Origin of the sequence: Mesonia oceanica (assembly GCF_902499555.1) — a bacterium.
Classification (GTDB): Bacteria; Bacteroidota; Bacteroidia; order Flavobacteriales; family Flavobacteriaceae; genus Mesonia; species Mesonia oceanica.
Genome location: NZ_CABVMM010000011.1, coordinates 104,180 through 127,205 on the forward strand (window position 1 = coordinate 104,180; position 23,026 = coordinate 127,205).

Below are 23,026 nucleotides of genomic sequence, written 5' to 3' on the forward strand. Positions count from 1 at the left end.
GATTTTAGCATAAAGTATAATTGCTTTTAAATTATTAACCCTAATTTTTTCTTATGAAATCAACATTAACTTTATTTATTGTTTTTTTTAATACCCTAATCGCATTAGCCCAAAATGATCCTGTAATTTCAGGAGATATAATGTTATGTCCAGAAAGCAACGGAAATGCATCTATCACCAATGACGAAACTTATGATAGCTACCAATGGTATTTTAAGTATTGGTTTTTGCAGGGTGATTTTGAAGAAATCGAAGGTGCTACGGATGCTAGTTTTACTTACGATTGGTTTACCTACGATCAAGCCTTGTTAAAAGTAGTAGTAACAAAAAATGGAGAAACCTATGAATCTAACCAAATTCAAATAGATTCCTATGCGTTTGCAAGTCTTATTATCCAAAATGATTCGAGTGAAAATGTAGAAATAGATCCTACTAATGGTCATTTTTTAATTTGTGATGGAGACTATATCCAAAATACCGTTCAATTACCCTATACCATTGTACAATGGTTTAAAGATGGTGAAATTATAGAAGGAGCTACAGAAACCTCTTACACGATTACAGAACCCGGAATATATAGCGTAGAGGCTTCTCCCGAGAGTTGTCCTAATCTAATAGAAACTGGCTTAGCCATAGCGGTAGAGGAAAAATCAAATTGCGAAAGCTCTGAAGTAGAATCTCCCGTTATTGCCGGAGATATTATGTTATGTCCACAGAGCAATGGAACTGCATCGGTAACCAACAATGAAACTTATGATAGTTATCAATGGTATTTTAAATACTGGTTTTTAGAGGATGATTTTGAAGCGATAGAAGGTGCTACCGGGGCTAGTTTCACTTATGATTGGTTTACTTACGATCAAGCTTTACTAAAAGTAGTAGTAACAAAAAATGGGGAGACTTATGAATCTAACGAAATCCAGATAGATTCCTATGCGTTCGCAAGTCTTTTGGTTGTTCATAATCTAAGCGATGGAGTAGAAGTAGATCAAACCAATGGGCATTTTTTAATTTGTGAAGACGATTATATTGAAAGTACGGTTCAGATGCCCTATACCATTGTGCAATGGTTCAAAGATGGAGAAATAATAGAAGGAGCAAATGAAACCACCTATGTATTTACAGAACCTGGCGTATATACAGTCGAGGCTTCACCGGAAATTTGTCCTAATTTCGTTGAAACCACTCCTCCTATGATCGTTGAAGAGAAAGAAGATTGTAACTTGGGAGTAGATGAGGTTTTATTAAAAAGCATTGGTTTATCTCAAAACCCTGTTATAAATAATTTAAAACTAGTAAACGTAGATCAGATAGAACTGACCCGATTGGCGGTATATGATTTAAGTGGAAAGCAAGTTAAATTGAAATCTTCAGGAGACTTGAGAGAATTAACTATAACCGACTTAGCAAGCGGACTTTATATTTTAAGAATTCAAGTTGGAAATTCTATTAAAAATATCAAATTTGTAAAAGAATAATCTAGAAGAAATCATCGAAAAAAGGCTTTCAGCAATCTGAAAGCCTTTTTTGTTTAACAAAAGAAGCTTCCTTATTACTTTCCGTAAAGTTCTTTTAAGAATTCTTTTAAAGAAGTAGGTTCATTTCCGGTCAAATCTTTATAAATAGAAGCCGTTTCATTAAATTCTCCTTGAGCAATTCCTTTAGCGAACATTAGAGTCATATCAATTGCCGGTTGAGGAACGCCGTAACTTTTTAAGGTTTCTATAAATTCATCCGCATTTGGAGAAACATAATTAATTTTAGTTCCGCTCTCTTCAGAAATAAGTGCTGCAATTTCTGAGAATGAATAAGCTTTATTACCACTCACTTCATAAGTTTTATTTTCGTGTCCTTTAGCGGTTAAAATTTCAGCTGCAAGATTTGCCATATCTTTTCTCGCCATAAAACCGGTTTTTCCATCTTCTGCAGGTAAGAAAAGTGTTTTACTTTCTAATAAATTCTCTCCAGCAAAAAGCGGAATGACTTCCATATATAAGTTATGCTTTAAAATGGTGTAATCTAAAGAAGCATTCTTTAAAGCATTTTCGGCCGCTAAATGTCCTTTGGCTACGGGGTAGATCGGTGAATTTTCAGATTCATTTTTTCTGCCAAAACTCGTGTAAATTACATGCTTAACTCCAGCTTTTTCAGCTGCAGCAACGATGTTCTTATGCTGAGCCACTCGCTTATCTAAATCACTTCCAGAAATAAAATAAATTTTTTCAATCCCTTGAAAAGCTTTTTCTAAGGAACTTTCATCATCATAATTTCCTTCTCGAATATCTATTCCTTTAGCTTTAAGGTCTGCTGCTTTGCTAGTTTCTCTAACTAAACCTGCAATTTGGTTAGCTTCAATCTTCTCTAATAAAGCCTCAATAACTAAGCCTCCTAAATTTCCGGTAGCTCCTGTAATTAAAATTTTTCCTTCCATATTATAATTTATTTAAGTTTGTTACTTACTTTTGGTAAGTCAAAGATATTTAGTAATTAAGTATTAAACAAGAGCGAACTAAAAAGTGAAATAGTTACTTAGAAGTTAGTCTTGTTGAAAATCAATAAATTATGAGCTCAGAAAGTTTAAAAATTTTTGCGGAAACAGAAACTTGCCCGGCAAGAAATGTACTGGACCGCTTTGGAGATAAGTGGTCTACCTTGGTGATTTTGGTGTTGAATGAAGAAGAAAAGCTACGTTTTAATGAGATTCACAAAGTAATAGGAGACATTTCGCAGAAGATGCTAACCGTAACTTTAAGAAGTTTAGAGGCGGACGGATTGGTCAGCCGAAAAGTGTATCCGGAAATCCCGCCACGTGTAGAATATAAATTAACCGATTTAGGAAAAAGTTTGGTCCCCCACATTTCAAGTTTAATCAAATGGGCAGACCAAAACTTTTCAAGTATTATGGCATCACGTTCAAAATATAATCAAAAGGCAAATTAATACCTTAGTGCATTAAGAAATTAAATTAGTCAGTTCCAGTGATTTTGTGTAGTGAAACAAAACAAAATTGTATCGAGAACCTAATTTTACTTCAAGCCCTATTCTCGGTACAAAAATCTTCACAGATTTTTTACTTGAATTGACGGTCTTAAAGTTATTAAATTAAATAGTTGTAAAACTTGAACTAGATAATGGTAGCTTGTCCTAAACTAAGATTATTACCATTCAATTTTAGATCTTCATTATCTAAAATTAAACCTTCAATAAAAGTACCCACTTTTTCGGTAGAGTAGGAGCTTTCTTTGTTAATATCGCTAGTGCAAATATTCATTTCTAGACTTTTGTCAACAGCCGCCTGAATAATCGCCGCTTCTTCTAATAAATCGAAATGTTCCAATAACATTGCTGCCGATAATATTGAAGCAATCGGGTTGGCAATTCCTTTTCCGGCTGCCTGTGGATAAGAGCCGTGAATGGGTTCAAAAAGCGTATGTTCTTTTCCTACCGAAGCTGAAGCCAACAAACCAATACTACCACCAATCACGCTAGCTTCATCAGAAATAATGTCACCAAACATGTTTTCAGTAAGAATGACATCAAATTGCTTTGGATTTATAATCATTTGCATCGCAGCATTATCAACATATAAAAAGTCTAATTCAACTTCCGGATATTTCTTTGCAATTTCTTTTACTGTTCTACGCCAAAGGCGGGAAGTTTCTAAAACATTTGCTTTATCAACCAAAGTGACTTTGTTTCTTCGTTTTTGCGCGGCTTCAAACGCCAAATGCGTCATCCGTTCAATTTCTTCTTCAGAATATACACAAAGATCAGAAGCTTGCTTCCCATCATCACTTAATGTTTTTTCGCCAAAATAAATACCTCCCGTCAATTCTCGGTAAATTACCATATCAGCACCTTCAATACGTTCTGGTCGTAAAGGTGAATGTTCTAGTAAACGCTCAAAAGCCCGAACCGGTCTAATATTAGCAAACAATCCTAATTCTTTTCGCAGCTTCAATAAACCTTGTTCGGGGCGCACTTTCGCTGCGGGATTGTTATCATATTTAGGGTCACCAATCGCACCAAACAAAACAGCATCAGATTTTTTGCACAAATCGAGTGTAGGATCTGGCAATGGGTTTCCAGTTAAATCGATGGCCGATGCACCAACCACTGCTTCTTCAAACAAAAACTCGTGATTAAAACGCTCTGCAATAGCTTTTAAAATTTTTACTGATTGCTGCGTGATTTCCGGTCCAATGCCATCTCCTGATAATACTGCAATATTCAACTTCATATCTCAATTTTTTAGGTTGGGCGCAACCCTATCGGGGCGGGCTTTCGCGAGTCGCTTTTTTATTTTGTCTTTTTTTTCGACAAGCTCAAGAAGACAAAATAAAAAGAGCTCCAACAATCGCTCAATCCCTTGCGCAAGTTAGTTTATACGGTTTGTTGCTCTTCAAAAGCTTTAATTTGATCAAGTTTGCTTACTAAAAAATCAATATCATCAAAACCTTTCAGCATACACATTTTTTTATACGCATCGATATCAAATCTTTCTTCTAGATTTTTATCGATGAGCTTGATGACTTGGTTTTCCAAATCTACCTTAATTTCTGTTGATGGATTTTCTTCAATGGCTTTAAAAAGTTCCGTTAAAAATTCGGGACTTACTTGTACGGGGAGTAAACCATTATTCAAAGAGTTTCCTTTAAAGATATCTGCAAAATAGCTCGATACGACTACTTTAAATCCGTAAGCTTTAATTGCCCAAGCTGCGTGTTCTCGACTCGAACCACAACCAAAATTATCGCCGGCAACTAAAATTTGTCCGTGATATTTTTTTTGATTTAATGGAAAATCTTCTTTTAAATTTCCTTCCTTATCAAAGCGCCAATCTCTAAATAAATTCTCGCCAAATCCCGCTTTATCGGTCGCTTTTAAAAATCGCGCCGGAATAATTTGATCGGTGTCAATGTTTTCTATTTCTAGAGGAACAGCGGTATGGGTAAGGGTGATAAATTTTTCCATTAGTTTAAATGTTTGGTAAAGTCAACAATTTTTCCCGCAATCGCGGTTGCCGCAGCGGTTAACGGACTCGCCAAGATGGTACGCGAACCTTGTCCTTGTCTTCCTTCAAAATTTCTGTTACTTGTAGAGACACAGTATTCTCCGGCAGGAATCTTATCATCATTCATCGCTAAACATGCCGAACATCCCGGTTGGCGAAGTTGAAAACCGGCTTCTTCAAAAATGGTATGTAAGCCTTCTGCTTCGATTTGAGCAGCAACTTGTCTCGAACCTGGAACAATCAATGCGTTTACATTCTCGGCTTTTTTCTTGCCTTTAATGTAGTTGGCGGCAATTCTAAAATCTTCTATTCTAGAATTTGTGCAACTACCAATAAAAATGTAATTAATAGGTTTGTCAATTAAAGATTCTCCGGCGGTAAATCCCATATATGCTAAAGCTTTCCCCGAACTTTTACTTTCATTTACAGGAATCGCTTGAGAGATTTTAATTCCCATTCCGGGATTAGTTCCATAAGTCACCATTGGTTCGATAGCTTCGGCTTCAAAAGTGTATTCTTGGTCAAATTCAGCACCTTCATCAGTTTTCAAACTTTCCCAATAAGTTTTCAATTTCTCAAATGCTTCACCTTTGGGAGCAAATTCTCGGCCTTCTACATAATCATAAGTGGTTTGGTCTGGGGCAATGAGTCCGCCGCGCGCACCCATTTCAATGCTCATGTTGCAGACGGTCATTCTGCCTTCCATCGACATTTCTTCGAACACATTTCCGGCATATTCACAGAAATATCCAGTACCTGAATTAGTACCGAGTTCACTAATAATATACAAAATGATGTCTTTAGGAGTGACGCCTTTTTTTAATTTTCCGTTTACATTAACCCGAAGCTTTTTAGGTTTTTCAACCAATACCGATTGGCTTGCAAACACTTGTGCAACTTGGCTAGTACCAATCCCAAACGCGATGGTACCAAAAGCACCGTGAGTTGAGGTATGGCTGTCGCCACAAACCATCGTCATTCCCGGTTGGGTAATTCCTAATTCCGGAGCCATTACGTGAACAATGCCGTTGTAAGGATGCCCTAAGCCATATAAGGTAATCTTGTTTTCTTCGCAGTTTTGCGTAAGTTCTTTTAATTGTTTGCGCGATAATAAATCTTTTACCGGCAAATGCTGATTTTCGGTGGGTGTGTTATGATCTGCGGTGGCTACAGTTTTATCTGGCCGGAATACCGGAATGTTACGGTCCTTAAGTTCTTGAAAAGCTTGTGGACTCGTAACTTCGTGGATTAAATGTTTATCAATATATAAAATATCGGGACCATTAGGGATCGATTCGACCACATGTGCATCCCAGATTTTATCAAAAAGTGTTTTTTTCATTTTGTTTATCTTCTAATTGCGCAAGAGGATTGAGTGATTGTTGGAGCTATTTTTGTTTTGTCACCTTGAGCGGAGTCGAAAGGTCTTACTGGCAAACCAAAAAAGCGACTCACGAAAGCCCGACCCGTGAGGGTTGCGCCCAAATTATGCGCTTACTCGATTTTTACTTTGATAGATTTGCATGATTTCGTGAATGTCGTTGTCTAAAACTTCTTTGCGAGCATCCGCAAAATGAAGGAATTCTTGATACACGACGTCTAGCTCTAATTTGGTAAGGTGGTAACCAATTTTTTTGGCTTTATGTGCCAAGGCTGCACGACCACTTCTAGCAGTTAGGATAATAGCCGATTCGGTAACACCAACATCGGCAGGATTGATGATTTCGTAAGTTTCTCGGTTTTTTATCACTCCATCTTGATGGATTCCAGAACTGTGTGCAAAAGCATTGGCGCCCACAATTGCTTTGTTGGGTTGTACGAACATACCCATTTCTTGAGAAACCATTTTGCTGGTGTCGTACAATAATTGGGTATTGATATTCGTGTCTAAATTTAAAGTTGGGTGTTGACGCAAAATCATCACGATTTCTTCTAGGGCAGTGTTGCCGGCACGTTCGCCAATGCCGTTAATAGTGCATTCGATTTGTCGAGCTCCATTGGTCATTCCTGCCACTGAATTAGCAGTGGCCATACCTAAATCGTTGTGACAGTGACATGAAATAATTACATTCTCAATGCCCGGCACATGTTCTTTTAAGTATTTTATTTTTTTACCGTATTCTTCTGGTAAGCAATAACCGGTAGTATCCGGAATATTTAAAACAGTGGCTCCGGCTTTCACGGCTTCTGTACAGACGACAGCTAAAAATTTGTTGTCTGTTCTTCCGGCGTCTTCCGCATAAAATTCCACATCGTCAACAAAAGTTTTGGCATAGGCAACAGCCTCACCGGCACGCTCAATAATTTCTTGAGGCGTGGCTTTAAACTTATATTTGATGTGTGATGCAGAGGTACCAATACCGGTATGGATTCTTGGCTTTTTTGCGTATTTTAAGGCTTGAGCAGCCACTTCTATGTCTTTTTTTACCGCTCGGGTTAAACCACAAACAGTTGCGTTTTTTACGAGTTTAGCAATTTCTGAAACCGATTGGAAGTCTTGCGGACTTGATACCGGAAAACCGGCTTCAATTACATCTACTCCCAGTTCATCTAATCGTTTGGCAATTTTTAATTTTTGTTCGGTGTTTAATTTACAACCGGGCACTTGTTCTCCATCTCTCAACGTGGTGTCAAAAATTTCTACCTTTTCTGTACTCATAAACGCTAGATTTTAGTTTATCTTTAGCATAAAAGTAAGTAGCTTGTAAAGGTCTATCAACCGATTTTTAAAAATGCTTACGATCGCTAAATTTTTATTTTTTAATTTAGTTTTCTGGTAATCAGTTTTTTGTGTTTTAGTTAATTATGATGTTAAAAGAATTTTCTGATCCTTTATTTTCTTTGGTAAAGTCGCTTTCTGCTTCAGAAAAGCGACAATTTTCATTATATGCAGGAAGATTAGGAGGGAATTCTGAACGTAAATTTGAGCATCTTTTTAAGATTTTATCGAAGCAAAAAAACTATGATGAAACTGAAATTTTAGCTAAGACATCCATCACCAAGCAACAGCTTTCAAATGTAAAAGCACATTTGTATAAGCAAGTTTTAACGAGTTTACGTTTACATACTTCGCAGCAAAGTATTCCGTTACAGTTAAGGGAACAATTTGATTTTGCTTATATCTTATACAGAAAAGGTTTGTATAAGCAAGCTTTGAAGTTATTAGATAAAACCAAAACCACTGCTATAGCCTACGAAGAAAAGATAATAGCTTTTGAGGTGTTGGATCTTGAAAAAATTATAGAATCGCAATACATTACCCGGAGTTCTGAAAATCGTGCTGATCATTTGGTGAGGCAAACTGAAGAGCTTTCTTTCTTGAATTTGATTGCCGGCAAGCTTTCTAACTTATCACTTCAGCTCTATAATATTTTCTTGAAAATGGGGTATGCAAGAACAGAAGAAGAAGCTCAACAAATCAGGCAATTTTTTGAAGAAAATATTCCGCATTATGAATACCATCAATTAAGTTTTCGAGAGAAATTATGGTTATATCAAGCGTATTTGTGGTATAATTTTATTACGCAAGATTTTTTGTCTTGTTACCGTTATGCTTCAAAGTGGGTAGATTTATTTCAGCAAAATTCAGCTTTAATACAAGTGCATCCTGTTTTTTATTTAAAGGGAAATCATTATTTGCTGGAATCGCTTTTTTACTTAAATAATGTCGATTCATTTGAGCGCGTGCTAACAGATTTTGAAGAAAATATTCAGGATAAACGAATTCCTAGGGACGAAAATATTTCAGCGTTATCGTTTATGTACCTTTACTTTAATAAGCTGAATTTACGATTTATGAAAGGTGAATTTGCGAATGGAGACTTGTTAGTAGATGAAATTATAGAAGGTATTCAAGTTTATCAAAACACGTTAGATGAACATCATGTGATGGTTTTGTATTATAAAATTGCTTCCCTGTATTTTGGAGATGACAATTATAAAAAATGTATTGAATACCTACAGAAGATTATCCAGGATAAATCCCTAGAAATGCGGGAAGATTTAATGTGTTTTAGCCGAATTTTAAATTTGGTAGCTCATTATGAAGCAGGCTTGGATTATCATTTAGACCGTCTCATCCGTTCAACCTATCGCTTTTTAATAAAAATGAACGATTTGCACGAAGTACAAAAAGAAATGATTAAGTTTCTTCGGCACCTCCCCGATGTTTACCCATCTGATATTAAAGCTGAATTTAAAAAACTTCGTGACCGTTTAAAGGTATATGAAGAACATCCTTTTGAACGTCGAGCTTTTTTGTATTTAGACATTATTTCTTGGCTAGAGAGTAATTATGAAAATCGTCCGGTAGCTGAAATAATTAAAGAAAAATTTGGGGAACAAAAAAGGTTTGCTTAAAAAATCGTATAGCTGAAGATAAAATTAAGTGTATTATATTCTGTATAGCGAAATTGATAATTAATGATGTTTCTGTCGAAACCATACCTAACTTCTAAACCGTATTTGTCTAAATATTTAAAACCGATTCCTAAACCAAGGTTAGCGGAATTAGTTATTTCTAAATTTTCATATTCTTTATTCAATGCTAAATTGGGAATATAAGCCAAGTTTATAAAAAACTTACTTTTTTCATTTAAAAATAAATAAAAACGGGGCCCTATGGCAATGTCTAAATAACTATAATCTATTTCTTGATTTGCTAATGAACCAGAATAGTTGATGAATTTTCCTTCTGAGGTATATTTTTGATAAGCCACTTCGGCAAAAATTGACCATTTGTCGTTATTGAAGGGGAGGATAAATTCACCTTCAAGGCCAATTCTCCAACTAGCTTTTTTATCGAATTCTACTGTAGAATTAGGAGAATTTTCTATATAAGAACTCATAGACATTAAACTTATTCCTGGTCTTATGTTAAGATGGAAAACACTTTCTTTGGTTTTTTTAAATTTCTCTTTATAATTGGGATCTTTGCAAGAATTGTATGCTTTAAATAGTTTAGTAAGGCTTTTCTCTTCATATTTTATGTTTCTAATTTTATCATTAGAAATGTGATCACATTTTAGGTTGTTGTAAATTTGTTGTCTAAAATGATTATTACTCTTAACATAGTTTTTATATCTATATTCTTTAAAAACCAATTGCTCAATATCTTTATCATTGGTTTTATAAAAGTACTTTCTGTTATTCCCTTTTTCGAATTTATATAGAGAAGCTGGACCTTCTACCAATGTTTTTAATAAGATGGTTTTTTCTTCAAAATTAGGTTCTTTATCGCGATCTAATTTGCTTAAATGAATAGGGGAAACATCTATGTTTACCGTAAACTTTACATATTTAGAAGTATTTTCTATACCAAATTCTTTAATGCTTTCAATAGAAATAGATTCTTTATCTGATTCTAATGAATTTTTATAGTCGATAGAGGTAGGATTGTTTTTCCAGTCTTCATTTTTAATAAACACTTCTAAACGATTACCTCTTTCCGTAATGATGTATCCTTTTTCGAAGTTAATTTGAGCGAATAAAAAAGTACTAAAAAGTACTGTTGTAAGGGTTAGAAAAAGCTTTTTCAAAATAATGGTTTTGTTTCGGTGTGCAATATAAAAATAATTTTAATATTATAATACAAGTTGCAGAAAAACCAAATCTAACCAACGTTCAAATTTATGGCCCACTTCCTTTAAGTATCCAACTTGTGTAAAACCAAGCTTTTTATGAAATTCTATACTGAATTTATTTTCGGCATCAATACCAGCAACCATCGTGTGGTAATTTTCTTTTTTGGCTATAGCGATAAGTTCTAAAATAAGCTGCTTCCCAATACCTTTACCTTGCCATTTAGGACTTACATAAACCGAATGTTCTACGCAGTATTGATAGGCTTCATGGGGTCTAAATTGTCCATAAGTTCCGTAGCCGGTGACTTTCCCGTTTTCTTCTGCCACAAGAACGGGAAAGTTGGACTGTTTTTTCTCATTGAACCAAGTTTGCATTTCTGTTGGGCTTTTGGTTTTGTAATGATAAATCACAGTCGTATGTTCAATATGAAAATTGAAAATAGCTAAGATTTCGGGTAAATCTTCAAGCCTAGCTTGGCGCAGCATCATTTCTTTTTTTCTTTTTGATATGCACGATCTAAAAATAAGTATCGGTTGTCATGTTTAGCTTGTTGAGCTTCCGTTTCAATTCCAATTTTCATAAAGCTGGGTTCTTTTTCTTTAGATTGTAAAGCCGGCCAAGAAGGTAAACCTTTTAGGTTAGGGTCTCCGTTTTTAATAAAGCTAGCAAAATACGAGAACATTACCTTGGCTACTTCATCATCTTCTTTAGTCCATGTAAACTCGGTTGCGGAATTTAAATTGTTAAAGGCATATTCAATTTCAGAAGCATGGGCCGCACCGATGGGTTTCGGCTTATTTTCTGTTCCTTTCTTTTCAGAAGTCCCCCCAGCTAAACCTGTTACTTTAGAGGTATCTTTTAGCGGAGGTCGAATTTTATCAAAAATATAACGATACACTGGTTCATTACTATTTTTTAGATGAAGATCCAACCATTTCCATGTGCTGTAAACTATAAACCTATCGGAAGCTAATTGCGTTGCCGAAACTCTAATTTGAGCTTTATCTCCTGAAGGATATAATTGCAATACTTTCTGATAATTATTAGGGTACAGTTCTTTTACTTTACTCTTATAATTTTCTTCTGTAAAACTTTTTCCTTGCATCAAACTAATCCCTGGGATTTCAGCAGAGTTCCAACCGGCCAATAAAGGAACTTGTGCTTGTTTTTTAGCTTTAAAAATTTCAGGTAACGAATTTGGTAAAAAATAATTATCGATTACTGAAGGAAAACCAAACCTTCCGCTTTTTCCATAGCGTTGAAGTAATTCTTCCGCAGGAATAGCTCTCATATCTTTTAAAGAATCAAGACCGATTTTTTCGGTAAATTCGATTCCTATATTTTCAGCTTCCGTTAAGCTTACGGGTGCCATTGTCGGATATATAGCTGCTCCACTTTCACCAATAGCAGCAAATAAAAGATCTTTGGATAGAGGGGAAGCCATTTGTGTACTTACCGAAATTGATCCGGCAGATTCACCGCCAATGGTAATATGATTTGGGTCTCCGCCAAACTCTTTAATGTTGTTTTTTACCCAAATTAAGGCAGCATTTTGGTCAAGTAAACCATAATTACCCGATGCCTTATAAGGAGCTTCTTTACTTAAAGCCGGATGTGCTAATGAACCAAAAACATTTAATCGATAGTTTACCGTTACCACCACAATACCTTCTTTGGCAAAGTTGGTTCCATCATAACGTGGTTCTGAAGCATCACCTGCCACAAAACCCCCACCATAAAAATAAACCAATACCGGTAAGTTTTTATGTTCTTGTTGTAAAGGTGTCCAAATGTTGAGGTAAAGGCAATCTTCACTCATTCCTTTTCCGCGAGATTTCATATCGCCAAATACAGGAATTTGCATGGGTGCCGGAGCAAATTCTTTTGTTTCTTTTACACCTTTCCAAGATTTTGCCGGCTGGGGAGCCTTCCAACGTAAATCTCCTACTGGAGGTTGGGCAAAGGGAACTCCAAAAAATTGAGCAACTTCTTGATTTTCATCAATAAAACCTTCAATAATTCCTTTATCGGTTTTTACTTGAAGGTTTTGATTGGAAAGCTGAGCATTTGTTAGCTGTATTTGAAAACAAATGCACAAAATTAAAGGGATATATTTTTTCATAAGTTGTTTATATTGATATTATTGTAAAAATAATATTTATTTTTCGTAAAGAGTGAAAAGCTTTCTAGAAAATGGGATTAACATTAATCCACAGATTAGAAAGAGTAAAAATGCTAATTTTAAACTGAAAAGTTCAGCTAAATACCCGATGATGGGTGGCCCTAAAAGTCTTCCTAGAATTCCGTAGGTAGAAATAATTGAGATGGCCATTCCTGCTGAATATTTTTTAGAATCTCCGGCAGAAGTAAAAATCATGGGGATAACGGCAGCCACACCCAATCCAATCAAGCTAAACCCTACTAATGCCGGCCAAAGATAAGGTAAGAGGATAACGATAGCAATTCCAAGAACAATAAGTCCAGAACTTAAATAGTACGAATTTTGCATACCTATCTTTTCGATCACACGATCTGAGGAAAATCGCGACAGTGCCATAAATACCATGAAGGTAAAATAACCTAACGTAAAAATTTCTTCTCCTACCACATCTTCAAAATAGACACTACTCCAGTCAAACATTCCTCCTTCACAAACAGATGCGAAGAAAATTAAAATCCCCAAATAAAAAATAAAGGGGTCGGGTTTACCGAGTTTTATTTTATTGCCACCTTCAGATTTATCATTTTTCAACAAATAAAAATAGGCTGTAATTGCTCCTAAAACTGTGATAAGCGTTACTAAAAGCATGTGTGTTTGAATGGAAATATCTAATTTTAATAATAGGGTGCAAAAAGCTACCCCGGTAAGACCTCCTGCACTCCAAATGCCATGAAAAGAGCCAATAATTTTTCGTTTAAATTTTTTCTGAAGCGTAATAGTTTGCGTATTCATAAAGATGTTGAGGATGCGCATGCAAAATGAAAAAACCGATACCGCTACTACCAAAGCAATAATATTTGTCGTATAACCTACCACTAACAAAGAAGCTGCAAAAAATAACATGGCAAGTATTAACGGGTTTCGACTGCTGAATTTTGAAACCATCCAGCCAGAAATAGGTAATCCAATTAAGGAAGCAATGGGCATTACCAATAATAAGTTTCCTAAGTCTGCTTCACTAAAATTAAAAATAGTTTTAATGGTAGGTATGCGTGATGCCCAAGAAGAAAAACAAAATCCTGATAAAAAAAAGCATGTGCTTAAGGCAATACGTTGTTTAACTTTGAGTTGCATAGTTTTTATTGAAAAAGAAAACAACAAAGATGCTTCACTTTGAGAAAATAAGAAAAGCTTTTAAGTTTTTATAACATAAAAAAGCCACTCCGTAAAAAGAGTGGCTTTCTGGGTTATGAAATGATCGTAAATGTATCATCATCCTAAACCTGTCTGTCTGGAAGGAGGGATCGTTTAAAAACCATTATACTATATAAGATTCTGTATCAAGTACGAAATGACACCGCGTAAAATTATTTATTCAGTGAATTTTCGATGATTTCATCAACTACTTCCGGATTCAATAAAGTACTGGTGTCTCCTAAATTGTCGGTATCGTTACTGGCAATTTTACGTAAAATTCGTCGCATGATTTTTCCTGAGCGGGTTTTAGGCAAGCCTGAAACAAACTGAATTTTATCCAACTTAGCAATAGGGCCAATATGTTCCGTAATAATCTGATTGATTTCCTTTCGAACATTTTCATGTTTACGAGATTCTCCTGCTTCTTTCAGTATGACATAACCGTAGAGCGCATTTCCTTTTACTTCGTGAGGGAAACCTACAATAGCAGATTCTGCTACGGCTTGATGCTCATTGATAGCATCTTCAATGGGAGCGGTTCCTAAATTATGACCGGAAACAATGATTACATCATCTGCACGACCGGTAATTCGGTAATAGCCAACACCATCGCGTAAGGCCCCATCACCTGAGAAATACTTATTTTCATAGGCAGAGAAATACGTGTCTTTGTAACGTTGATGATCGCCCCAAACGGTTCTTGCCATTCCCGGCCAAGGAAATTTAATACATAATTTTCCTTGTACTTGATTGCCTTTTATCTCACTCCCTTCATCGTCCATGAGCGCAGGTTGTATTCCGGGAAGCGGTAAGGTAGCATAAGTGGGAATCGTAGGTGTGGAATGAGGAATAGGGGAGATCATGATTCCGCCGGTTTCCGTTTGCCACCACGTATCGACCACGGGACAGTTTTTCTTCCCGACATTATCATTATACCAGTGCCAAGCTTCTTCGTTAATTGGTTCTCCTACTGTTCCTAAAACTTTTAATGAAGAAAGATCGTGCGATTCTACATATTCTAAATTTTCTTTAGCCAAGGCACGAATGGCGGTTGGAGCCGTGTAAAATTGATTCACCTTGTGTTTTTCTACAATATCCCAAAAACGACCAAAATCAGGATAGCTTGGTACTCCTTCAAACATAACTGTAGTGGCACAATTGGCCAACGGACCGTAAACAATATAACTGTGACCGGTAATCCATCCAATATCTGCGGTACACCAATATACATCTCCGGTTCGGTAATTAAATACATTTTTAAAAGTATAAGCGGTATAGACCATATAGCCCCCGCATGTATGCATCATTCCTTTGGGTTTTCCTGTAGAACCAGAAGTGTAAAGAATAAAAAGGGGGTCTTCTGCATCCATCATTTCCGGTTTACAATTTTCGTCGGCCTCATCTAATAAAGGTTGGAGCCACTCATCTCGACCTTCTTTTAAATGAATATCGCTATCAATGCGTTTAGCAACCAAGACATTTTTTACATCAGGACATTTTTCTAATGCAGCATCGACGATGCTTTTTAAATCAATGGTTTTAGAACCTCGATAAGATCCGTCAGAAGTAATGACCATTTTACAATCGCTATCTAAAATTCTAGTTGCTAGAGCAGAAGATGAAAATCCGGCAAAAACGATGGAATGAATGGCACCAATTCTGGCACAGGCTAACATTGCTACCGATAATTCAGGAATCATGGGTAAATAAATACAAACCCGATCCCCTTTTTTAATGCCTTTACTTTTTAAAACGTTGGCAAATTTACAAACGCGACGGTGCAATTCATTATAAGAAATATGTTGAGCTTCTTCATCGGGATTGTTCGGTTCAAAAATAATCGCAGTTTCATCTCCGTGAGAAAATAAATGTTTGTCGATGCAGTTTTCGGTTATATTGAGTTTAGCCCCTTGAAACCATTTGACTTCCGGTTTGGTGAAATCCCATTCTAAAACTTTATCCCAACGTTTACGCCATAAAAAGTGTTCTTCAGCAATTTCTTCCCAGAACTTCTCAGGGTATCTTACTGATTTTCGGTAAACTTGAAAATACTCTTCTAAATGTTTTATATGATAATTACTCATAATTTATCGTGTGGTTAATTTTAGTTGTCGATTTACTGTTAAATTTCTAAAATTATTTTTAGAATCCAGTAAAAAATTCAGCTAGAAATTGTTTTATGATAAAAATAAGGGAATTATCATGCTTTTTAGAGAAAAGTATATGAATTATTCTATCATTTTGCAGCTATCTTTAGATAATAATTCAACTTATACCAATATATTCATTAGGCTTTCCTTGTCGTTAATGTAATCTCCGAAGAATTGAAATTCTTTCATTCGGCTTAATAAGGGATTAAAATCTTCTTTTGCTTTCAATTCAATTCCAACGACGGCATGACCTTTTTCCCGGGAATTTTTTTTGATATATTCAAAATGGGTAATATCATCATTAGGACCTAAAACATCCACCACAAATTGTTTTAAAGCGCCGGCCCGTTGAGGAAACCGGACTAAAAAGTAATGCTTGAGTCCGTTGTATAACAAAGCCCGTTCTTTAATTTCTTCCATTCGGGTAATATCATTATTCCCGCCACTAATTACACAAACTACATTTTTACCTTTAATTTCTTTAGAAAATTGATCTAATGCTGCTAAGGTTAAAGCGCCAGCCGGTTCAGCAACAATGGCATCACGATTATAAAGATTGAGAATGGTTTCACAGATTTTACCTTCATCAACCGTTACCACTTTTTCAAGATTTTGCTTACAGATTTGAAAGGTGAGATCGCCCACTTTTTTCACGGCAGCACCATCGACGAATTTATCAATGATGTGTAATTCTGTGTTTTCATTGTTATCAATAGAAGTCGACATGGATGCGGCTCCTTTGGGTTCAACACCAATAATTTTGGTTTGTGGTGAAAGCGCTTTAAAAACACTACTTACCCCAGAAGCTACGCCACCACCACCAATAGGTACAAAAACATAATCGATGGGTTCAGGGAAAGCTTCTAGAATTTCTAAAGCGATTGTTCCCTGACCTTCCATAATTTTAGGGTCATCAAACGGATGAATCACCGTGCTGTGATGCAATTGGCTATAGCGTGTAGCTTCCAGTTTAGCATCATCAAAGGTATCGCCCACGAGAATTACTTCTACCTTGTCTTCTCCAAACATCCTTACCTGTTGTACTTTTTGAAGCGGAGTAGGAGTAGGCATAAAAATTTTCGCGTCAATATTCAGTTTTTTGCAAGAATAGGCCACTCCTTGTGCGTGATTACCCGCACTAGCGCAAACCACTCCTTTCGCTTTTTCTTCCGCAGTGAGTGAAATGATTTTGTTGTATGCCCCTCTAATTTTATACGATCTTACACGTTGCTGATCTTCCCGTTTAAAAAAAATTTGCGCCTCAAAATCTTTAGAATAGCTTCTGTTTTTCTCTAGCGGCGTGTTTTTAGCAATCCCTTTTAAGTTTTGCTGTGCTTTTTTCACTTCGGCTAACGAAAGATGAGGTAAAGTTTGCGTTTTCATAGTTGTTTTAAATTATTCAGTAGCATATTTGCTTTTTTGAGCGTTTCCCTACAGGCCAAGCTTCCTGCTTGCCGTCAAGTTCGTTACAATTCCTCACGAATTTTCGCTAAGGTTTCAATTTTTTGCGGGATCCCTGCCTATCGGTAGGCAGGTTTACTGCTTTCCCTAAGCGAGATTAAACTGAAATTTAGATGAGGTAAAAGAAACGTTTTAACCACCTCGACCTTTCGGTATCTTTCCTTTAAAAGAACGGGGGAAATTTGATGTTTTTCCTGCAAGATTGTCATAATCTTGTAGGCGTTTAAAAATCTAATAGATTCATACCTACAAGGTCGATAAGACCTTGCAGGAGAATATATTTAATTATTTTCCGGTCTTAGTTTTCTTACTTGAGCACCGGTTTGCCATAATTCAGATTCGCGTATTTCTTTTAATTCTTCTTCTAGTTTTTCACGGTAATCTTCTTTCTCGTTAGTTTTAATGGTGACACGAGCTTCTTCTCCAGTTTTTACACTTTCATATAAATCGTCAAAAACAGGTAGCGTAGCTTCTCTAAATTTATGACGCCAATCTAAAGCTCCACGTTGAGCTGTTGTTGAGCAATTGGCATACATCCAATCCATTCCGTTTTCAGCTACTAGCGGCATTAAACTTTGCGTAAGTTCTTCCACCGTTTCATTAAAAGCTTCCGAAGGTGAATGTCCGTTTTTACGTAATACTTCATATTGGGCTTCAAAAACGCCGGCCAAAGCTCCCATTAAAATTCCACGTTCTCCCGTTAAATCTGAATAGACCTCTTTCTGAAAATCGGTTTCAAATAAATATCCTGAGCCTACGCCAATTCCTAACGCAACAACGCGGTCGTAAGCTTTTCCGGTGGCATCTTGGAAAATCGCATAACTAGAATTTAATCCTTTTCCTTCTACAAAAAGTCGGCGTAACGAAGTTCCAGACCCTTTGGGGGCGACTAATATTACATCCACATCTTTCGGAGGAACAATTCCTGTTTGGTCTTTATAAGTAATGCCAAACCCATGAGAAAAATAGAGTGCATCACCTGGGTTTAATTGTTTTTTTACGGTTTCCCACTGCGCGATTTGTCCGGCATCAGAAAGTAGGTATTGGATGATCGTTCCGCGTTTCGCTGCTTCTTCTACCTCAAAAAGCGTTTCTCCCGAAACCCAGCCGTCGGCTACAGCTTTATCCCAAGTTTTAGAATTTTTACGTTGGCCCACAATCACGTTAAAGCCATTGTCTTTAAGGTTAAGTGCTTGTCCCGGTCCTTGAACGCCATAACCAATAACGGCAATGGTTTCATCTTTTAAGGTTTTTACTGCTTTATCTAAAGGGAACTCATCGCGAGTAACTACATTTTCTTCTACTCCGCCAAAATTTAATTTTGCCATGATTTTTTAATTTAAGTTTTAATTATTTTTTTAGGGTTAATTTCTTGATGCTCTATTGAAACACCTCACAAGCTTAGTGTGAGCAATGAACATCCTATTCTGATTTTTTAATTGTTTATTTAATATTTAAAGTTGGAAGCCTTTTCGACTTCAGCCATATATTCTTTAAATTCTTTCATCTGTTTAGGGATGGCCACACGACCTGATCTTACAAAGCCTAACAGTCCGTAGGGTTCTAATTTATTGTAAAGTGCTTGCGTATCGGCTTTATGTCCCGTTTTTTCGATGATGGTAAATTCAGCTTCTACCGTAAGAATACGCGCATTGCTGCTACGAATAATCTCTTCTACATCCTCTCCGGATGCCAAGGCAGAAGTGGGAACTTTATAAAGCGCAATTTCCTGATGTACCATCTCTTCGTTGCGGTGATAGAAAGCTTTAACCACATCTACTTGTTTTTCGATCTGTTGAATTACTTTAACCACCAGGCTCTCTTCTTCTTCAACCACAATAATGTAGCGATGAATGCCTTCAACTTCGCTGGCTGAAGCAGTAATACTCTCGATATTAATATGTCTTCGCGTGAAAATGATACTCACTCGGTTGAGCAAGCCAATTTTATCTTCGGTGAATACCGATATGGTGAATTCTTCTTTCATCTTGTTTTATTTTAATCGAACTTCAGAAACACAGCATCCGGTAGGGATCATCGGGAAAACATTATTTTCTTTTCCTACCATTACTTCTAATAAATAGCTGCCTTTATGATTTAAAAATCGGTTTAAGGCATCTTCTAAATATTCGCGTTTTTCAACACGCTCGGTTTCGATATGATAACCTTTGGCAATGGTTTGAAAATCGGGATTTACCATTTCTGTAAACGAATAGCGACGATCAAAGAATAATTCTTGCCATTGACGAACCATTCCTAGGAATTCATTATTTAGCACTAAAATTTTCACATCAATTTGCGATTGAAAAATGGTTCCTAACTCTTGAATCGTCATTTGAAAACCACCATCGCCCACTACACAAATTACTTCCCGTTCGGGTGCTCCTAATTTGGCACCGATAGCTGCAGGAAGCCCAAACCCCATAGTTCCTAAACCACCGGAAGTAACGTGGCTTCGCCATTGGTCATGTTCGTAATAGCGTTGCGATGCCATTTGATGCTGCCCGACATCGGTGACGATGACGGCTTTACCAAAGGTTTTGTCTGATATTTTTTTGATGACTTCGCCCATCGTTATTTCTTTTTCTAAAGATGGAGAAAGTTCTTCTTCAACCACTTCTAAAAATTCTTTTTGTTTGCAATCATAGAAACGTTGCTTCCAGTCTTCGTGCTTGTTTTCTTCTAAAAGTTCGGTTAACATTTGTAAAGATTGTTTACAATTGCCTAAAACCGGAACATCGGCGTGTACATTTTTGTTGATTTCTGCCGGATCAATTTCTAGATGAATCACTTTTGCTTGCTTGGCATAGCGACTTAAATCTCCTGTTACGCGATCGTCGAAACGCATCCCTACTGCAATTAAAACGTCACATTCATTGGTTAATAAATTGGGGCCATAATTGCCGTGCATCCCTAGCATTCCCATATTTAAAGGATGATGAGAAGAGAGTGCAGAAATACCTAGAATAGTCCATGCGGAAGGAAGATCTCCTTTTTCAATGAATTTCCTGAATTCCTCCTGAGCTTCTGCTAATACGACTCCTTGACCAAAAAGCACATAAGGTTTTTTAGCTGCATTGATAAGTTCAGCAGCTTTTTTTATTTGTTCTTCATTAACCGGATTGTCAGGAACATAACTACGAACACTTTGGCAACTTTCATATTCGAATTCAACACTTTCAAACTGTGCATCTTTGGTGATGTCAATTAATACCGGTCCCGGTCTTCCACTTTTGGCTACATAAAAAGCTTTTGCCAATGCTTGCGGAATATCTTTTGCTTTGGTCACTTGAATGTTCCATTTGGTCACAGGGGTAGAAATACCCACCACATCGGTTTCTTGAAAGGCATCCGTGCCTAAAAGATTACTACCTACTTGACCGGTGATACATACTAAAGGAGTTGAGTCGATTTGCGCATCGGCCAATCCCGTAATTAAATTGGTTGCTCCCGGACCTGATGTGGCAATACAAACTCCAACTTTTCCTGAGACACGTGCGTAACCCTGTGCTGCGTGAATAGCTCCTTGTTCGTGCCTGGTTAAAATGTGTTCTAATCGATCGCGATAATCGTACATCGCATCATAAACCGGCATAATGGCTCCTCCGGGATATCCAAATAAATATTCCGTTTCTTCTTGCAAAAGGCATTTTACAACGGCTTCTGCTCCTGTGATTACTTTTGTTTTAGTGGGTGTTTCCATAAACTTTGTCGGTTACGCATCCTAAAGATGCAGAGGTTACAGATTGAGCATATTTAAATAGTGCACCACGATTTACTTTTAGAGGTGGTGCTTTCCATTCTTTTTTACGTTGAAGTAACTCTTCTTCAGAAAGGTGAACATCAATAGTGTTTTTTTCAGCATCGATGGTAATTTGGTCACCGTCTTTCAGTAAACCAATGGTTCCGCCAACTTGTGCTTCCGGAGTAATGTGACCTACGACGAAACCATGCGTGCCTCCTGAAAATCTCCCATCGGTAATTAAAGCTACTTTTTTACCTAAACCTCTTCCCATAATAGCAGAAGTTGGTTTAAGCATTTCTGGCATTCCCGGCCCGCCTTTTGGACCTTCATATCGAATTACCACTACATCACCTTCTTTTACTTCCCCTTTTGAAATACCATCATTGGCTTCATATTCACCATTATAAATTTTAGCAGTTCCCGAGAAAAGCAATCCTTCTTTACCGGTAATTTTTGCCACTGCACCTTCCTGAGCTAGGTTTCCTTTCAGAATGCGTAAATGTCCGGTAGCTTTTAAAGGATTTTCTACGGAATGGAGAATGTCCTGTTCCGCAGAGAGCGAGGGGACTTCAGCTAAGTTTTCTGCTAAAGTTTTTCCGGTTACCGTCAGGCAATCTCCATGAAGGTAACCCTTTTCCAATAAATATTTCATCACGGCTGGAGTCCCTCCAATTTTGTGCAAGTCTTCCATTAAGTATTTTCCGCTTGGTTTTAAATCGGCTAGATAGGGAACTTGATCACTAATGCGTTGAAAGTCGTCTATTTTAAAATCAACTCCTGCGGCATCGGCAATCGCTAAAAAATGCAAGACGGCATTGGTAGAACCGCCAAGGGCAATGACTACGGTAATTGCATTTTCAAAAGATTTTTTAGAAACAATATCGGAAGGTTTTAAATCTTTTTTTAGTAACTCCATGACTGCTTCTCCAGCTTTGGTACATTCTACTTGTTTTGCATTTCCTACAGCAGGATTAGAAGCGTTATAGGGGAGTGAAAAACCTAAGGCTTCAATCGCGGAAGCCATCGTGTTTGCTGTGTACATTCCGCCACAGGCACCTGGACCGGGACAAGCATGATGGATCACTTTTTTAAATTCACACTCCTTCATTTTTCCGGCAGATTTTTGTCCCCAAGCTTCAAAAGCAGAAACTACATCTAGTTTTTTGTCTCCTAATTTTCCGGGAGCAATGGTTCCTCCATAAACCATGACGGAAGGTCTGTCTAATCTAAACATTGCCATGAGTGCACCCGGCATATTTTTATCGCAACCAACTACAGTAACCAGTGCATCATAGCTCATCCCTTCTACAACGGTTTCCATAGAATCGGCAATAATATCACGGGAAGGAAGTGAAAATCGCATTCCCGGCGTTCCCATAGAAATACCATCGCTTACCCCAATGGTGTTAAATACTAAACCGACACCCTCATTGCTGTTGATACCGGTTTTTACGTGTTGTGCTAAGTCGTTAAGGTGCATGTTGCATGGATTTCCTTCAAAGCCCGTGCTGCCTATGCCTATTAAGGGTTTTGCCAAATCTTCATCGGTTAATCCTAAGGCATGCAACATGGCCTGCGAAGCGGGTTGGGAAGGATCTTGGGTGACACGTTGACTAAATTTGTTGAGTTTCATAGTTTTATTCTTTAAACTAAAAAGCCCTTCTTATGATGAGAAGGGCTTTTAAATATGGTGAGTGAATAGCATACCTTCTCAG

Annotated in this window: 18 protein-coding genes; 3 read left to right on the plus strand and 15 right to left on the minus strand. The window is 36.9% G+C overall.

Annotated elements, in window-relative coordinates:
- The first annotated feature begins 53 nt into the window (after positions 1-53).
- Positions 54-1,478 carry a T9SS type A sorting domain-containing protein gene (locus FVB9532_RS14105; RefSeq protein ID WP_150545819.1) on the plus strand — a complete coding sequence of 475 codons (1,425 nt, stop codon included), beginning with the start codon at positions 54-56 and terminating at the stop codon, positions 1,476-1,478.
- 74 nt (positions 1,479-1,552) lie between these two features.
- On the opposite strand, the gene FVB9532_RS14110 is transcribed toward FVB9532_RS14105, so the two are convergent.
- Positions 1,553-2,431: an SDR family oxidoreductase gene (locus tag FVB9532_RS14110; protein ID WP_150545820.1), complete on the minus strand. Its 879-nt coding sequence runs from the start codon at positions 2,429-2,431 to the stop codon at positions 1,553-1,555.
- A gap of 131 nt (positions 2,432-2,562) precedes the next feature.
- Here FVB9532_RS14110 and FVB9532_RS14115 point away from each other — a divergent pair, with 131 nt between their 5' ends.
- The gene (locus FVB9532_RS14115) at positions 2,563-2,940 is read left to right on the plus strand and encodes a winged helix-turn-helix transcriptional regulator (RefSeq protein ID WP_150545821.1); all 378 of its coding nucleotides are present in this window, start codon (positions 2,563-2,565) and stop codon (positions 2,938-2,940) included.
- 184 nt (positions 2,941-3,124) lie between these two features.
- Here FVB9532_RS14115 and leuB read toward each other — a convergent pair whose 3' ends face one another.
- The 4 genes from leuB to FVB9532_RS14135 all read right to left on the minus strand — a co-directional run bounded on the left by leuB (position 3,125) and on the right by FVB9532_RS14135 (position 7,673).
- Complete coding sequence (gene leuB, locus FVB9532_RS14120; protein WP_150545822.1) at positions 3,125-4,240, minus strand: 3-isopropylmalate dehydrogenase; 1,116 nt, start codon at positions 4,238-4,240, stop codon at positions 3,125-3,127.
- Between the two features lie 143 nt (positions 4,241-4,383).
- On the minus strand, positions 4,384-4,974 hold the full coding sequence (gene leuD / locus FVB9532_RS14125) for a 3-isopropylmalate dehydratase small subunit (RefSeq protein WP_150545823.1): 591 nt from the start codon (positions 4,972-4,974) through the stop codon (positions 4,384-4,386).
- Positions 4,974-6,356: a 3-isopropylmalate dehydratase large subunit gene (leuC, locus tag FVB9532_RS14130; protein WP_150545824.1), complete on the minus strand. Its 1,383-nt coding sequence runs from the start codon at positions 6,354-6,356 to the stop codon at positions 4,974-4,976. Before leuC ends, leuD begins: the two co-directional genes overlap by 1 nt.
- A 144-nt stretch (positions 6,357-6,500) precedes the next feature.
- Entirely contained in the window at positions 6,501-7,673 is a 1,173-nt protein-coding gene (locus FVB9532_RS14135; RefSeq protein ID WP_150545825.1) for a 2-isopropylmalate synthase, read from the minus strand.
- A gap of 149 nt (positions 7,674-7,822) precedes the next feature.
- On the opposite strand from FVB9532_RS14135, the gene FVB9532_RS14140 reads away from it, so the two are divergent.
- Complete coding sequence (locus tag FVB9532_RS14140; RefSeq protein ID WP_150545877.1) at positions 7,823-9,373, plus strand: hypothetical protein; 1,551 nt, start codon at positions 7,823-7,825, stop codon at positions 9,371-9,373.
- Here FVB9532_RS14140 and FVB9532_RS14145 read toward each other — a convergent pair.
- From FVB9532_RS14145 to ilvD, 10 genes are all read right to left on the minus strand, one after another.
- On the minus strand, positions 9,370-10,551 hold the full coding sequence (locus FVB9532_RS14145; RefSeq protein ID WP_150545826.1) for a putative outer membrane beta-barrel protein: 1,182 nt from the start codon (positions 10,549-10,551) through the stop codon (positions 9,370-9,372). The two genes, FVB9532_RS14140 and FVB9532_RS14145, sit on opposite strands and share 4 nt — an antisense overlap.
- Positions 10,552-10,596: 45 nt before the next feature.
- On the minus strand, positions 10,597-11,085 hold the full coding sequence (locus FVB9532_RS14150) for a GNAT family N-acetyltransferase (RefSeq protein WP_228482355.1): 489 nt from the start codon (positions 11,083-11,085) through the stop codon (positions 10,597-10,599).
- Entirely contained in the window at positions 11,082-12,719 is a 1,638-nt protein-coding gene (locus FVB9532_RS14155; protein ID WP_150545827.1) for a carboxylesterase/lipase family protein, read from the minus strand. Before FVB9532_RS14155 ends, FVB9532_RS14150 begins: the two co-directional genes overlap by 4 nt.
- A gap of 36 nt (positions 12,720-12,755) precedes the next feature.
- Positions 12,756-13,892, minus strand: coding sequence for an MFS transporter (locus tag FVB9532_RS14160; RefSeq protein WP_150545828.1), 1,137 nt, complete (start codon positions 13,890-13,892; stop codon positions 12,756-12,758).
- Positions 13,893-14,125: 233 nt separating this feature from the next.
- Positions 14,126-16,039 carry an acetate--CoA ligase gene (acs, locus tag FVB9532_RS14165; protein WP_150545829.1) on the minus strand — a complete coding sequence of 638 codons (1,914 nt, stop codon included), beginning with the start codon at positions 16,037-16,039 and terminating at the stop codon, positions 14,126-14,128.
- Between the two features lie 186 nt (positions 16,040-16,225).
- Positions 16,226-17,488, minus strand: a complete 1,263-nt coding sequence (ilvA, locus tag FVB9532_RS14170) for a threonine ammonia-lyase IlvA (protein WP_150545830.1) — start codon at positions 17,486-17,488, stop codon at positions 16,226-16,228.
- A gap of 359 nt (positions 17,489-17,847) precedes the next feature.
- Positions 17,848-18,894: a ketol-acid reductoisomerase gene (ilvC, locus tag FVB9532_RS14175; RefSeq protein WP_150545831.1), complete on the minus strand. Its 1,047-nt coding sequence runs from the start codon at positions 18,892-18,894 to the stop codon at positions 17,848-17,850.
- Positions 18,895-19,013: 119 nt separating this feature from the next.
- Positions 19,014-19,553 carry an acetolactate synthase small subunit gene (gene ilvN, locus FVB9532_RS14180; RefSeq protein ID WP_150545832.1) on the minus strand — a complete coding sequence of 180 codons (540 nt, stop codon included), beginning with the start codon at positions 19,551-19,553 and terminating at the stop codon, positions 19,014-19,016.
- Positions 19,554-19,559: 6 nt separating this feature from the next.
- A complete protein-coding gene (gene ilvB / locus FVB9532_RS14185) occupies positions 19,560-21,269 on the minus strand; it encodes a biosynthetic-type acetolactate synthase large subunit (RefSeq protein ID WP_150545833.1) in 1,710 nt (569 codons plus the stop codon).
- Positions 21,253-22,944, minus strand: coding sequence for a dihydroxy-acid dehydratase (gene ilvD, locus FVB9532_RS14190; protein ID WP_150545834.1), 1,692 nt, complete (start codon positions 22,942-22,944; stop codon positions 21,253-21,255). The genes ilvB and ilvD overlap by 17 nt, the downstream gene beginning before the upstream one ends.
- Positions 22,945-23,026: the final 82 nt, after the last annotated feature.

What these genes read in the sequence shown, in the direction of transcription:
- FVB9532_RS14105 (WP_150545819.1), top strand. Translation starts at nt 54, where the DNA reads ATGAAATCAACATTAACTTTATTTATTGTTTTTTTTAATACCCTAATC.
- FVB9532_RS14110 (WP_150545820.1), bottom strand. Translation starts at nt 2,431, where the DNA reads ATGGAAGGAAAAATTTTAATTACAGGAGCTACCGGAAATTTAGGAGGC.
- FVB9532_RS14115 (WP_150545821.1), top strand. Translation starts at nt 2,563, where the DNA reads ATGAGCTCAGAAAGTTTAAAAATTTTTGCGGAAACAGAAACTTGCCCG.
- leuB (WP_150545822.1), bottom strand. Translation starts at nt 4,240, where the DNA reads ATGAAGTTGAATATTGCAGTATTATCAGGAGATGGCATTGGACCGGAA.
- leuD (WP_150545823.1), bottom strand. Translation starts at nt 4,974, where the DNA reads ATGGAAAAATTTATCACCCTTACCCATACCGCTGTTCCTCTAGAAATA.
- leuC (WP_150545824.1), bottom strand. Translation starts at nt 6,356, where the DNA reads ATGAAAAAAACACTTTTTGATAAAATCTGGGATGCACATGTGGTCGAA.
- FVB9532_RS14135 (WP_150545825.1), bottom strand. Translation starts at nt 7,673, where the DNA reads ATGAGTACAGAAAAGGTAGAAATTTTTGACACCACGTTGAGAGATGGA.
- FVB9532_RS14140 (WP_150545877.1), top strand. Translation starts at nt 7,823, where the DNA reads ATGTTAAAAGAATTTTCTGATCCTTTATTTTCTTTGGTAAAGTCGCTT.
- FVB9532_RS14150 (WP_228482355.1), bottom strand. Translation starts at nt 11,085, where the DNA reads ATGATGCTGCGCCAAGCTAGGCTTGAAGATTTACCCGAAATCTTAGCT.
- FVB9532_RS14155 (WP_150545827.1), bottom strand. Translation starts at nt 12,719, where the DNA reads ATGAAAAAATATATCCCTTTAATTTTGTGCATTTGTTTTCAAATACAG.
- FVB9532_RS14160 (WP_150545828.1), bottom strand. Translation starts at nt 13,892, where the DNA reads ATGCAACTCAAAGTTAAACAACGTATTGCCTTAAGCACATGCTTTTTT.
- acs (WP_150545829.1), bottom strand. Translation starts at nt 16,039, where the DNA reads ATGAGTAATTATCATATAAAACATTTAGAAGAGTATTTTCAAGTTTAC.
- ilvA (WP_150545830.1), bottom strand. Translation starts at nt 17,488, where the DNA reads ATGAAAACGCAAACTTTACCTCATCTTTCGTTAGCCGAAGTGAAAAAA.
- ilvC (WP_150545831.1), bottom strand. Translation starts at nt 18,894, where the DNA reads ATGGCAAAATTAAATTTTGGCGGAGTAGAAGAAAATGTAGTTACTCGC.
- ilvN (WP_150545832.1), bottom strand. Translation starts at nt 19,553, where the DNA reads ATGAAAGAAGAATTCACCATATCGGTATTCACCGAAGATAAAATTGGC.
- ilvB (WP_150545833.1), bottom strand. Translation starts at nt 21,269, where the DNA reads ATGGAAACACCCACTAAAACAAAAGTAATCACAGGAGCAGAAGCCGTT.
- ilvD (WP_150545834.1), bottom strand. Translation starts at nt 22,944, where the DNA reads ATGAAACTCAACAAATTTAGTCAACGTGTCACCCAAGATCCTTCCCAA.